Origin of the sequence: Comamonas nitrativorans (assembly GCF_042654765.1) — a bacterium.
Lineage (GTDB): Bacteria > Pseudomonadota > Gammaproteobacteria > Burkholderiales > Burkholderiaceae_C > Comamonas > Comamonas nitrativorans.
The window spans coordinates 82,515-94,678 of sequence record NZ_JBHSEW010000008.1 but is presented as its reverse complement, the minus strand read 5'-3'; the positions used below and the strand labels follow the sequence as shown (position 1 = coordinate 94,678).

Genomic DNA, 12,164 nt, shown 5'->3' with positions numbered 1-12,164 from the left:
AAAAGAAGCCCGCCGAAACGGGCGGGCTCGAGAGCGTGGCATGGATGCGGGTACAGGCTTATTGCGCTGCCCAGCCACCATCCATATTCCAGGCTACACCGCGCACGTTGTTGGCCGCCGCAGAGCAGAAGAAAACGGCCAGCGCCCCCAGCTCCTCGGGGGTGGTGAATTGCAGCGAAGGCTCTTTTTCCCCCAGCAGCAGCTTGGTCGCTTCGGCGTTGGACATGCCATGCTCGGCCGCCTTGGCGTCCACCTGCTTCTGCACCAGGGGGGTCAGCACCCAGCCGGGGCAGATCGCATTGCAGGTCACGCCCGTGGTGGCATTTTCCAGTGCCGTCACCTTGGTCAGGCCGACGATGCCGTGCTTGGCCGCAACGTAGGCCGACTTGTGCGCCGAGGCCACCAGGCCATGCACCGAGGCCACGTTGATGATGCGCCCCCAGTTGGCCTGCTGCATCGCGGGCAGCGCCAGCCGGGTGGTGTGAAAGGCGCTGGAGAGGTTGATGGCCAGAATGGCGTCCCACTTCTCCACGGGGAAATCCTGCACCGCCGCCACATGCTGAATACCGGCGTTGTTCACCAGAATGTCCACACAGCCAAAGCGTTCGGCAGCGAACGCCATCATGGCGGCAATCTCGTCGGCCTTGCTCATGTCGGCACCGTGGTAATCCACCTGGATGGCACGGTTGCCGCCAGCCTGGCGCACGGCGTCCATGGCGCTCTGGTGATCGCCGAAACCATTGAGCACCACGTTCGCCCCTTGCGCGGCCAGGGCCTGGGCAATGCCCAGGCCAATGCCGCTGGTCGATCCGGTAACTAAAGCTGTTTTCCCTGTAAGCATGGCGACTTCTCCCGTCTTTGATAGCACAAGAATGAATTAGGATGAGGCGCCGATTATCAAACGCCTCACTGCGAGTTTTCTACCATGATTGAACCTAGGCTGAACTACGTACTGTGCCCTGGCGCAGCCTGCGGTCCCGTGCCGCCCGTGCAGGATGGCATCGCCCTGCACCGTCTCGCGTATTGGGAATGGAATCAGACCGGCCAGAGCGACCATCCCCACGTCATCGTCTGCGTGCATGGCCTGACACGCCAGGGGCGCGATTTCGACGTGCTGGCCGAGGCCCTCAGCCACCATGCCCGCGTCATCTGCCCCGACATGGCCGGGCGCGGGCACAGCGATTGGCTGGCCGACCCCATGGCCTACGGCGTACCGCAATACACGGCGGACATGCTGGTGCTGCTGCAGCATGTGCATGCCCAGGCGCCGATCGGCACCCTCGATTGGGTCGGCACCAGCATGGGCGGACTGATCGGCATGGCGGTGGCCGGCTCCCCCGGGCTGGCTCTACCGGCCCCGGTACGGCGTTTGCTGCTCAACGACGTCGGCCCGCGCCTGGAGTGGGCAGCGCTGCAGCGTATCGGCGCCTACGTAGGCGAGCCGGTGCGCTTCGATTCGGTCGCCGAAGGGGCGGCGCTGATGCGGGTCATTTCCGCCAGCTTCGGCCCGCATACCGATGCCCAGTGGCTGGCCCTGAGTACGCCCATGCTGCGGCCCTTGCCGCAAGGCGGTTTCGGCCTGCATTACGACCCGCAAATCGCCGTGCCGATGCAGGGCATGTCACGCGAGCAGGTCGATCAGGGCGAAGCCTTGTTGTGGGCACTGTACGACGCCATCACCGCCCAGACCCTGGTGCTGCGCGGGGCCGAGTCGGACCTGCTGAGTACCGCCACCGTACAGGAAATGGCCCAGCGCGGCCCCCAAGCCCGCAGCGCCACGCTTGAAGGCGTCGGCCACGCCCCCACCTTGGTGCAGCCAGAGCAAGTGGCGCTGGTGCAAGAATTCTTATTTGGGTAATCCATGCCTGACACCATCAATGGCATCTGCCAGGAGACTCCATGCGCAGCGTAACCTCCTTGCCACCCACCGTGGGCGAGAACGTCGCGCCCCCGAACGCCATTGCCAAGCCGGTTGCGATGGTGCCCGACCTCATCGCTGCCACGGCCAACACCATTCCCGGCCAGGTCAACGCCCTGGTGCGGGCCCGCAGCTTTGCCGAGCCGTTGCTGGCCGGGGAAACCCTGTCCACCGGGGAAGGCACGCTGGCCCATGCCGATGCGGTGGCCGCCATCCTGCAGGGCATCGGCGGCTCGGAAACAATGCAGGCAGCGGTCTATCTGGTCTACGCCAGCCTGCATTTGAACAAGCCGCTGGAGGTGCTGACCAAGGCGTTCGGCCCGCACTTTGCTTCGCTGGCCGTGGAAACCGTCAAGCTCATGCGCGTACAGCAACAATCACGCAATGCCGAGCGGCTGGTCGCCCAGGCACATAACCCCAACCTGCAAACCGAGACGGTGCGCAAAATGCTGCTGGGTTTTTCGCGCGATGTCCGCGTGGTATTGCTGCGCCTGGCCTCGCGCCTGCAAACCTTGCGCTGGTATGCCGCCAGCAAGCAGCCGATTGCCCCCGCCATGGCGCACGAGGCGCTGCATGTGTTTGCCCCCCTGGCCAACCGCCTGGGGATCTGGCAAATCAAGTGGGAAATCGAAGACCTCTCCTTCCGTTTCCTGGAGCCGCAGACCTACCGTGAAATCGCCAAGCTGCTGGACGAAAAGCGTGCCGAGCGCGAGGTCTACCTGGAACAGCTGCGCCAAAAGCTCGAAGCACAATTGCGGGCTGCCAGCATCAGCGCCAGCGTGCAGGGGCGGCCCAAGCACATTTACAGCATCGTGAAAAAGATGCGCGGCAAGCGCCTGAGTTTCGACCAGCTGTTCGACATCCGAGCCTTGCGCGTCGTGGTGCCCACGGTCAAAGATTGCTACAGCACCCTGTCCTGGGTCCACCAGCACTTCAAGCCCATCGAATCGGAATTCGACGACTACATCGCCCGCCCCAAACCCAACGGCTACCAGTCCCTGCACACCGTGGTGCGCGACGAGAATGGCAAGGCCATCGAAATCCAGATCCGCTCCCAAACCATGCACGACCATGCCGAAAACGGCGTGGCCGCCCACTGGGCGTACAAGGAAGCTGGCACCAAGGGCTACGCCGGGGTGAGCGCCACCGGCCAGTACGACGCCAAGATCGCCGTGCTGCGCCAGTTGCTTGCCTGGGGCAGAGACTTGTCCGAAGACCCGGCACACAAAGGCCTGTTCGACGACCGCATTTACGTGCTGACCCCCGATGCCGCCGTCATCGAGCTGCCCCAGGGCAGCACACCCGTGGACTTTGCCTACAGCGTGCACACCGATCTGGGACACCGCTGCCGGGGCGCCCGGGTGGACGGCTCCATGGTGCCGCTCAATGCCACGCTGCAAAGCGGGCAGACCGTGGAGATCATCACCGTTCGGGAAGGACGCCCCTCGCGCGACTGGCTCAACCCCGATCTGGGCTATCTGCACAGCAACCGCGCCAAGGCCAAGGTGCGGGCCTGGTTCAATGCCCAGGCCACGCACGAAACCGTGGCCCGTGGGCGCGAAGCGGTGGAAAAGCTGTTGCAGCGCGAAGGCAAGACCGCGCTCAAGCTGGACGATCTGGCACTGCAACTGGGCTTCAAGTCGGCCGACGCCCTGTTTGAAGTCGTCGGCAAGGATGAGTATTCCCTGCGCAACATCGAAACCCTGTTGCGCCCCACAGATACGCAGCCCCAGTCGACCGAACCGCAATCGCTGGTGCGCAAGCCCCGCTCGACCGCAAGCAAGGGCGGCGTGCTGGTGGTGGGGGTCGATTCCCTCATGACCCAGCTGGCCAAGTGCTGCCGCCCGGCACCGCCGGATGCGATTGCCGGCTTCGTCACCCGGGGCAAGGGCGTGAGCGTACACCGCACCGATTGCAGCAACTTCCGCGAGATGGCCGCCCGCAACCAGGAGCGGGTGATCGACGTGACCTGGGGCGAAACCAAGCCCAGCAGCGATACCAAGACCGCCGTCTACCCGGTGGACGTGGCCGTGCAGGCCAGCGACCGCCAGGGCTTGCTGCGGGATATTTCCGAGGTTTTCGCCCGGGAAAAAACCAATGTGATCGGCGTACAGACCCAGTCGATCAAAGGCGTGGCGTGGATGACGTTCACCGTGGAAATTTCCGACGCTGTGCGTCTGGCCAAGGTGCTGGGGCAGGTGGCGGGGGTGCCCGGCGTACGATCTGCACGCCGAAGATGAAACAGCGCAAAAATGGTGCTAAAATTCGATCTTCGCAACGACAGGCGCGTAGCTCAGTTGGTTAGAGCACCACCTTGACATGGTGGGGGTCGTTGGTTCGAATCCAATCGCGCCTACCAAATTCAAAAAATCCCGCAACCACCGTTGCGGGATTTTTTTATTTCCATGCCTGCAACACCTCCTGCAACACCTTTGCGCTGGGATATTTTTTGCCAAGTCATTGATAATTTTGGCGATATTGGCGTGTGCTGGCGGCTGGCCGCCAATCTGGCCCAGCGCGGCTGCACCGTGCGTTTGCGGGTGGACGATGCCAGCGCCCTGGCCTGGATGGCCCCCGACGGGCTGGACGGCGTTCAGGTGCTGCCCTACGACGCGCCCTGGGATGCCAGCCACCCGCCACAGGCCGTAGTGGAAGCATTCGGCTGCGCAGCGCCTGCGCCCTATCTGGACGCACTGGCCCGGCAGCCTGCACCGCTGCTCAATCTGGAATACCTGAGCGCCGAGGACTACGTGCTGCGCTGCCACCGCCTGCCCTCGCCCATCCTGCACGGCCCCGGACAAGGGCTGACCCGCTGGTTTTTCTACCCCGGATTCACGGCAGGCACTGGCGGGTTGCTGCGCGAGCCGGATTTACTGCCGCGCCAGGCCCTATTCGACCGCCAGGCATGGCGCCAGCAGCACGGTGTGCGGGCCGATGCTGTCGCGATCTCCCTGTTTTGCTACGAGCCTGCCGCCTTGCCACACTGGCTGCAGCAATGCACCGCCCACGCCGACTGGCAATTACTGGTCACCCCCGGGCGGGCCACGGCCGCCGTCCAGAAAAACATGAATGAAAAGGGGCTGAACCCTTTGCCGGCAAAGCGCGAGAAGCTCCTGTTTCTGAAATCTTGCAGCCAAACGGATTTTGACGCGCTGCTCTGGGCCTGCGATCTGAACCTGGTGCGCGGCGAGGATTCGCTGGTGCGGGCGCTGTGGGCCGGGCAGCCCCTGGTCTGGCACATCTACCCGCAGGACGACAACGCCCACCATGCCAAGCTGCAAGCCTTCCTGGACTGGCTGCACGCCCCGGCCAGCCTGCGTGATTTTCACTACGCCTGGAATGGCATGGCCGATGCGCAGACCCTGCCGCAGGTGGATGGCCCCATGCTTGCGCAGTGGCGGGACTGCATCCAGGCGGCACGGACACGCCTGCTGGCACAAAACAGCCTTATTGATCAATTGCAAATGTTTATTAGCGAAAAAAGTTAGAATCCGCAGCTTTTGCTGCCCGTGGCCGATTCCTTCTTGCATTTCTGTGCGTTCTGACCGCTGCGTGCTTCCCCCTCTTCCTTCTTTTCCCCCTCACAGATTATGAAAATCGCTCAAGAAATCCGCGCCGGTAACGTCATCATGAACGGCAAGGACCCCATGATCGTTCTGAAAACCGAATACGCCCGCGGTGGCCGTGGCGCTGCCACCGTCCGCATGAAACTCAAGGCACTGCTGGGCAACATGGGCACCGAAGTGGTGTTCAAGGCCGACGACAAGATCGACAACGTCATCCTCGAAAAGAAAGAGTGCACCTACTCCTACTTCGCCGACCCCATGTACGTGTGGATGGACGAGGAATACAACCAGTACGAAGTCGAAGCCGAAAACATGGCCGATGCCCTGAACTTCCTGGAAGACGGCATGACCGCCGAAGTGGTGTTCTACGAAGGCAAGGCCATCTCGGTGGAACTGCCCACCATCGTGGTGCGTGAAATCACCTGGACCGAGCCGGCCGTCAAGGGCGATACCTCGGGCAAGGTGCTCAAGCCCGCCAAGATCGCCACCGGCTTCGAAGTGGCCGTGCCCCTGTTCGTCGATCAAGGCGACAAGATCGAAGTCGATACCCGCACCGGCGAATACCGCAAGCGCGTGTAAAACATCGGCCAGCGCTGCACAAAAAAGGCTTCCCCTTCGGGAAGCCTTTTTGCTTTCCAGCATTTCGCTGCCAACGATGATTCATATTTTGATAGCATTTTCCGTTCCATCAATAAGGATTTCAGCATTGAAAGAGACTGAAATCAAGGTATGAAAAGCGGAACAAGCTACTATTTTTTATAAAACCGGCTCACTGCCACCGTGACCAACACCCCGACCGGCACACCGAAGACGGCAGCGGAAATCGGCTGGATATCCCACCACAGGCCATCCGCCAGCCAGGCAGCGGGCACCACGGCCTGCACCATGGCGGTATGCGAAAGCATGTAGTACAGCGTCACCCCCAGGCCCGAAAGCATCCCGGCGACCGCCCCGACACGGTTGGTACCGCGCCAGAAAATGCCCAGCACCATGGCCGGAACAAAGGCCGAGGCCGCCACCGAGAACGAGGCCGTGACCATCGGCAAGATATCCGAAGAACGCCGGCTGGCCACGAAGGCGGCGGCCAAGGCCACTGCCATCAGCACGAACTTGGAAACGATGACGCGCTGCTCGGTACTGGCCTGGTGCGGGCGGGCCTGGAAATACAGGTCGCGCACCAGGGCGTTGCTGATCGTCAGCAGCAGGCCGTCGGCGGTCGAAAGCGCCGCCGCCAGCCCGCCGGCAGCAACCAGCCCGGACATGACGTACGGCAGCCCCGCGATTTCCGGCGTGGCCAGCATGATGAGGTCGGCTCCCAGACGGATTTCGCCCCACTGCAGGCGGCCATCGCCATTGACATCTTCGACCGCCAGCAGCGAACTATCGACGCGCGACCACTGGGCAATCCAGGTGGGCAGCTCATCGAAACGCACGCCGACCAGGTTGTGCATCACCTCGTACTTGACCATGGCGGCCAGGGCCGGGGCGCTCAGATACAGCAGGGCGATGAAAAACAGCGACCACGCCACCGAGGTACGTGCCTCGGCCACCGAAGGCGTGGTGTAGTAGCGCGTGAGCAGGTGCGGCAGGCCCGCCGTGCCGACCATCAGGCAGAACATCAGCGCCAGAAAGTTGCGCCGCGACTTGTCGAACAGTGCCTGCTCCTCGGGCGAACCATCCGGGTCGCCGGCAAAGGGCCGGGTGTGGCGCGGCACGCCACTGAGCGGTTTGGAGCGCTGGCGGTACTCGTGCATCTGCTCTTTCCACAGCGCCTGAGCCTCCTCCTCGGTCCGCGGCAAATCCGCCAGATCGCGGTTGGCCTGGACGATGGACGCCATGTCGCTGCGGATCGAGCGCAGGTAACGCACCCGCTCCTGCAGCACCTGGCGCTCCTGCTCCAGCGTCTGGGCCACATTGCTCAACTTGTACTCCAGCACCTGGGCGCGGCGCTCGAACTCCCGGCGCACCTGCAGCTCCTGGGGCGAGGCGAGCAACTGCGTCTCCATATCCGCAATGGCCTGCAAATGGCTGTCGTACGCCACCGCCGCCACCGGGTTGCCCAGCTGCTTGTACGCCAGCCAGGACATGGGGGCCAGAAAGGCGAGCAGGACAACGATGTACTGCGACACCTGCGTCCAGGTGATCGCCTTCATCCCGCCCAGGAAAGAACACACCAGCACCCCGCCCAGGCCGAGCATGACGCCGATCTCGAATTGCACCCCGGTCAGGCGCGAGGCAATCAGCCCCACCCCGTAAATCTGCGCCACCACGTAGGTGAACGAACACAGCACCGCAGCCAGCGCCGCAATGATGCGCGGCCAGCTGCCGCCAAAGCGCTGCTGGAAAAAATCGGGCAAGGTATACAGGCGCATGGCCCGCAGGTGCGGGGCCACCAGCAGGGCCACCAGCACGAAGCCCCCCGTCCAGCCCAGCACGTAGGCCAGCCCCCCGGGCCGCTCCGGGGTGCCGCCAAAGCCTTGCAGGTACAGGGCACCGGCCAGGCTGATGAAGGACGCCGCGCTCATCCAGTCGGCAGCGGCGGCCATGCCGTTGTAAATCGGCGGAATGCGCCGCCCGGCCACGTAATACTCTTCCGGGCTGCTGGTACGGCCGAAAATGCCGATCAGCGCATACACCATGACCGTGACAAACAGGAAAATCGGCCCAATCCACTGGCGCGACAGGCCCAGGCTCTCCGCCCAGGCCATCCAGGCCAGAAAGCCCAGCGTCCCCAGGGTGTAAAGCCCGACGAACCGATGCCAGCGCCCCCGGTAGGCGCGTTGTGCGGCAGACCGCCCCGCGCCCTTGCCGTCAGAATGAAGTGTCATCGGCAGACCCGTCGAGAGGGGCCGGGCCAGGGTTCTCTTTCCCGTCCCGGCGTTCAAACCGCGCCATGGCCCAGCAGTACACCACCACGATGGCGATGAAGATCAGTACCGAGCCCTGCGCCGCCATCCAGTAGCCCCACTGCCCGCCATCGCCCCAGGCTTGCAGTTGCCGCGCAAAAAACGTCCCGCCAAACGCCACCACCACCCAGACTGCCAGCAGGATTGCTTTCAGCCACAGGTGGTGGGTGTCATGCAGATCGGGAGGGAACACGCCCTCCTCGTCGGCGACGGCCTCGTCATGCTGGGCAGGGGGATGCGCGGGCACGGCGGGCTGGAACCGGCCTTACTTGGCCAGGTTTTGCCAGGTCTCGATCACGGTGTCCGGGTTCAGCGAGATCGAGACGATGCCCTTGTCGGCCAACCACTTGGCAAAGTCGGGGTGATCGGAAGGGCCCTGGCCGCAAATACCGACGTACTTGCCCTTGCTCAGGCAGGCGTCAATGGCGCGTTCGAGCATCTTCTGCACGGCCGGGTCGCGCTCGTCGAAGTCCTTGGCCAGCAGTTCCAGGCCCGAGTCGCGATCCAGACCCAGGGTGAGCTGGGTCAGGTCGTTGGAGCCGATGGAGAAGCCGTCGAAGTATTCCAGGAACTCCTCGGCCAGGATGGCGTTGGAAGGCACTTCGCACATCATGATCAGCTTCAGGCTGTTTTCACCGCGCTTCAGGCCGTTGTCCGCCAGCAGCTCGGTCACGCGCTGGGCCTGGCCCAGGGTGCGCACGAAGGGAATCATCACTTCCACGTTGGTCAGGCCCATGTCCTCGCGCACGCGGCGCAGGGCTTCGCATTCCATCTTGAAGGCTTCGCCGAAGTCGTCCGAGATGTAACGCGCCGCGCCCCGGAAGCCCAGCATCGGGTTTTCTTCTTCCGGCTCGTAGCGGCTGCCACCGATCAGCTTGCGGTATTCGTTGCTCTTGAAATCCGACATGCGCACGATGACGGGCTTGGGCCAGAAAGCCGCAGCGATGGTGGCCACGCCTTCGGCCACTTTGTCCACGTAGAAGGCACGCGGCGAGGCATGGCCACGGGCCACGGATTCGACGGCTTTCTTCAGGTCGGCATCGACAGCCGGGTAGTCCAGGATGGCCTTGGGGTGGACGCCGATGTTGTTGTTGATGATGAACTCCAGGCGGGCCAGACCCACGCCGCCGTTGGGCAGTTGGGCGAAGTCGAAGGCCAGCTGGGGGTTGCCCACGTTCATCATGATCTTGGTGGCGATTTCGGGCATGGCGCCGCGCTGCACTTCGGTCACTTCGGTTTCGATCAGGCCGTCGTAGATCTTGCCGGTATCGCCTTCGGCACAGGAGACGGTGACCAGCGTGCCGTCTTTCAGGCGGGCGGTAGCGTCGCCGCAGCCGACCACGGCCGGAATGCCTAGTTCACGCGCAATGATGGCGGCGTGGCAGGTGCGCCCGCCACGGTTGGTGACGATGGCAGCGGCCTTCTTCATCACCGGCTCCCAGTTGGGGTCGGTCATGTCGGTGACCAGCACGTCGCCCGCCTGCACCTGGTCCATTTGCGAGATGTCGGCCACCAGACGCACGGTGCCGGTGCCGATCTTCTGCCCGATGGCGCGGCCTTCGGCCAGCACGGTGCCGGTGCCTTTGAGCTTGTAGCGCAGCTCGGCCTGGCCCTTGGACTGGCTTTTCACGGTTTCGGGACGCGCCTGCAGGATGTAGAGCTGGCCGTCGGTACCGTCCTTGCCCCACTCGATGTCCATCGGGCGGCCATAGTGCTGCTCGATCACCAGGGCGTACTGGGCCAACTGCTGCACTTCGGCATCGGTCAGGGAATAGCGGTTGCGCAGCTCGGGGGCCACGTCGCAGGTTTTCACCAGCTTGCCGCTGGCGGCTTTTTCCTCGGGGGTGGCAAACACCATCTGGATCAGCTTGCTGCCCAGGTTGCGGCGGATCAGCGCCTGCTTGCCAGCCTTCAGCATGGGCTTGTGGACGTAGAACTCGTCCGGATTCACTGCGCCCTGCACCACGGTTTCGCCCAGGCCATAGCTGGAGGTGATGAACACCACGTCTTCAAAACCGGATTCGGTATCGATGGTGAACATCACGCCGGCGGCGCCCAGGTCGGAGCGCACCATGCGCTGCACGCCGGCGGACAGGGCCACCACGTCATGCTCGAAGCCCTTGTGGACGCGGTAGGAAATGGCACGGTCGTTGTAGAGCGAGGCGAACACTTCCTTCATCTTGTGCAGCACGTCCTCGATGCCGACGACGTTCAGGAAGGTTTCCTGCTGGCCGGCAAACGAGGCGTCCGGCAGGTCTTCCGCCGTGGCCGAGGAACGCACGGCAAACGAGGCCGCGCTGTTGCCGCCCTGCAGGGTGTCGAAGGCTTCGCGGATGGCTTTTTCCAGATCGGCAGGGAAAGGCTGGGCTTCCACCAGGGCGCGGATTTCCGCGCCGACCTGCGCCAGGGCACGCACGTCGTCCACATCCAGGGCCTTCAATTTGGCGGAAATGCGCTCCGACAGCCCTTCGAAGGCCAGGAACTGGCGGAAAGCGTGGGCCGTGGTGGCAAAGCCGGTGGGCACGCGCACGCCCTGGGGCAGTTGCGAGATCATCTCGCCCAGCGAGGCGTTCTTGCCGCCGACAACCTCGACATCCTCCATGCGCAACTGCTCGAAGGGCACGACCAGAGCATTCGCAGCAAAGCGTTCAGACATAACAAACTCCAAAGTTAAAAAACCGGCACCCCGGCCATATGGCACGGGGGAAATGGCGTCTGCCTGGCAACCGTCGCGGGGTTGTTCTTCGTTCTGGGACTTGTGCCGGCAGGCGCATGAATCTGGCAAATAATCGGCGATTGTAGGGCCGGGCGGCAAAAACGATGGCAAACCCCGGCAGTTTCTGATCCCACTTTGAAGGCAAGTGTATGCATACACGCACGGTTTTTGTGATTTCTGACGGTACCGGCATCACGGCAGAGACGTTCGGTACCGCCCTGATGGCGCAATTCGACATCACCCCGCGCATTGTGCGCATCCCGTTTGTCGATACGGTGGACAAGGCGCACCAGGCGGTGCGGCAAATCAACCACAACGCCGAGGTCGAAGGCAAAAACCCGATCGTGTTCAGCACCCTGGTCAATCAGGAAGTGCTGACCATCATCAATACCCACTGCAAGGGACTGCTGATGGACATGTTCGGCACCTTCGTGCAGCCGCTGGAGGACGAGCTGGGCCTGAAAAGCCAGCACCGTGTCGGGCGCTTCAGCGACATCAGCCAGAGCAAGGAATACCTCAACCGCATGGAGGCCATCAACTACACCCTGGCGCACGACGACGGGCAGACGAACGAGGACCTGTCCGGCGCCGACGTGGTGCTGATCGGCGTAAGCCGCTCGGGCAAGACGCCCACCAGCCTGTACCTGGCGATGCAGTTCGGCCTGAAGGTGGCCAATTACCCGCTGATTCCGGAGGATTTCGACCGCAAGCAGTTGCCCCCGGCGCTGGAGCCGATCCGCAAAAAGCTGTTCGGCCTGACCATCGACCCGGTGCGCCTGTCCGAAATCCGCAACGAACGCCGCCCCAATTCACGCTACGCCAGCCTGCAAAACTGCCGCCAGGAAGTGGCCGAGGCCGAGGCCATGATGCGCCGCGCCGGGGTGCAGTGGCTGTCCAGCACGCACAAGTCGATCGAGGAAATCTCCACCACCGTGCTGCAACAAGTGCTGCCCCAGCGCCTGGGGGTGAATCTGAACGGATAAGAACATATTTGCCATCTCCGCGCGGGTGTGCAATCGCGGCCTCGGGCGGAGATGGCAAATACGTTCTAGAATCCC

General features: G+C 63.3%; 9 protein-coding genes and 1 tRNA gene. 6 read left to right on the top strand and 4 right to left on the bottom strand.

The features are described 5' to 3' along the window. Window positions 1-58: 58 nt before the first annotated feature. On the bottom strand, window positions 59-841 hold the full coding sequence (locus ACFO3A_RS10240) for a 3-hydroxybutyrate dehydrogenase (protein WP_377726086.1): 783 nt from the start codon (window positions 839-841) through the stop codon (window positions 59-61). Between the two features lie 84 nt (window positions 842-925). On the opposite strand from ACFO3A_RS10240, the gene ACFO3A_RS10235 reads away from it, so the two are divergent. The 5 genes from ACFO3A_RS10235 to efp all read left to right on the top strand — a co-directional run bounded on the left by ACFO3A_RS10235 (window position 926) and on the right by efp (window position 6,063). Next, entirely contained in the window at window positions 926-1,858 is a 933-nt protein-coding gene (locus tag ACFO3A_RS10235; RefSeq protein WP_377726084.1) for an alpha/beta fold hydrolase, read from the top strand. A gap of 119 nt (window positions 1,859-1,977) precedes the next feature. Then, entirely contained in the window at window positions 1,978-4,158 is a 2,181-nt protein-coding gene (locus ACFO3A_RS10230) for a RelA/SpoT family protein (protein WP_377726221.1), read from the top strand. A 42-nt stretch (window positions 4,159-4,200) separates the two neighbouring features. Then, window positions 4,201-4,277, top strand: a tRNA-Val gene (locus tag ACFO3A_RS10225). Between the two features lie 46 nt (window positions 4,278-4,323). After that, entirely contained in the window at window positions 4,324-5,406 is a 1,083-nt protein-coding gene (gene earP, locus ACFO3A_RS10220) for an elongation factor P maturation arginine rhamnosyltransferase EarP (protein WP_377726082.1), read from the top strand. 102 nt (window positions 5,407-5,508) lie between these two features. Then, a complete protein-coding gene (efp, locus tag ACFO3A_RS10215; protein ID WP_377726080.1) occupies window positions 5,509-6,063 on the top strand; it encodes an elongation factor P in 555 nt (184 codons plus the stop codon). A 170-nt stretch (window positions 6,064-6,233) separates the two neighbouring features. Here the strand turns inward: efp and ACFO3A_RS10210 are convergent, their stop codons facing one another. The 3 genes from ACFO3A_RS10210 to ppsA are packed head-to-tail and all read right to left on the bottom strand — an operon-like array spanning window position 6,234 to window position 11,046. Then, complete coding sequence (locus ACFO3A_RS10210) at window positions 6,234-8,312, bottom strand: VC_2705 family sodium/solute symporter (RefSeq protein WP_377726079.1); 2,079 nt, start codon at window positions 8,310-8,312, stop codon at window positions 6,234-6,236. Beyond that, window positions 8,296-8,637 (bottom strand): DUF4212 domain-containing protein, encoded by a 342-nt coding sequence (locus tag ACFO3A_RS10205; RefSeq protein ID WP_377726078.1) that lies wholly within the window; start codon window positions 8,635-8,637, stop codon window positions 8,296-8,298. Before ACFO3A_RS10205 ends, ACFO3A_RS10210 begins: the two co-directional genes overlap by 17 nt. Window positions 8,638-8,655: 18 nt before the next feature. Beyond that, window positions 8,656-11,046 (bottom strand): phosphoenolpyruvate synthase, encoded by a 2,391-nt coding sequence (ppsA, locus tag ACFO3A_RS10200; RefSeq protein WP_377726077.1) that lies wholly within the window; start codon window positions 11,044-11,046, stop codon window positions 8,656-8,658. Between the two features lie 209 nt (window positions 11,047-11,255). On the opposite strand from ppsA, the gene ppsR reads away from it, so the two are divergent. After that, complete coding sequence (gene ppsR, locus ACFO3A_RS10195; RefSeq protein WP_377726076.1) at window positions 11,256-12,089, top strand: posphoenolpyruvate synthetase regulatory kinase/phosphorylase PpsR; 834 nt, start codon at window positions 11,256-11,258, stop codon at window positions 12,087-12,089. The last annotated feature ends 75 nt before the right edge of the window (window positions 12,090-12,164 follow it).

Excerpts from the sequence above, each read along its gene's own strand:
- ACFO3A_RS10240 (WP_377726086.1), bottom strand. The coding sequence starts at position 841 with ATGCTTACAGGGAAAACAGCTTTAGTTACCGGATCGACCAGCGGCATT.
- ACFO3A_RS10235 (WP_377726084.1), top strand. The coding sequence starts at position 926 with ATGATTGAACCTAGGCTGAACTACGTACTGTGCCCTGGCGCAGCCTGC.
- ACFO3A_RS10230 (WP_377726221.1), top strand. The coding sequence starts at position 1,978 with ATGGTGCCCGACCTCATCGCTGCCACGGCCAACACCATTCCCGGCCAG.
- earP (WP_377726082.1), top strand. The coding sequence starts at position 4,324 with ATGCCTGCAACACCTCCTGCAACACCTTTGCGCTGGGATATTTTTTGC.
- efp (WP_377726080.1), top strand. The coding sequence starts at position 5,509 with ATGAAAATCGCTCAAGAAATCCGCGCCGGTAACGTCATCATGAACGGC.
- ACFO3A_RS10210 (WP_377726079.1), bottom strand. The coding sequence starts at position 8,312 with ATGACACTTCATTCTGACGGCAAGGGCGCGGGGCGGTCTGCCGCACAA.
- ppsA (WP_377726077.1), bottom strand. The coding sequence starts at position 11,046 with ATGTCTGAACGCTTTGCTGCGAATGCTCTGGTCGTGCCCTTCGAGCAG.
- ppsR (WP_377726076.1), top strand. The coding sequence starts at position 11,256 with ATGCATACACGCACGGTTTTTGTGATTTCTGACGGTACCGGCATCACG.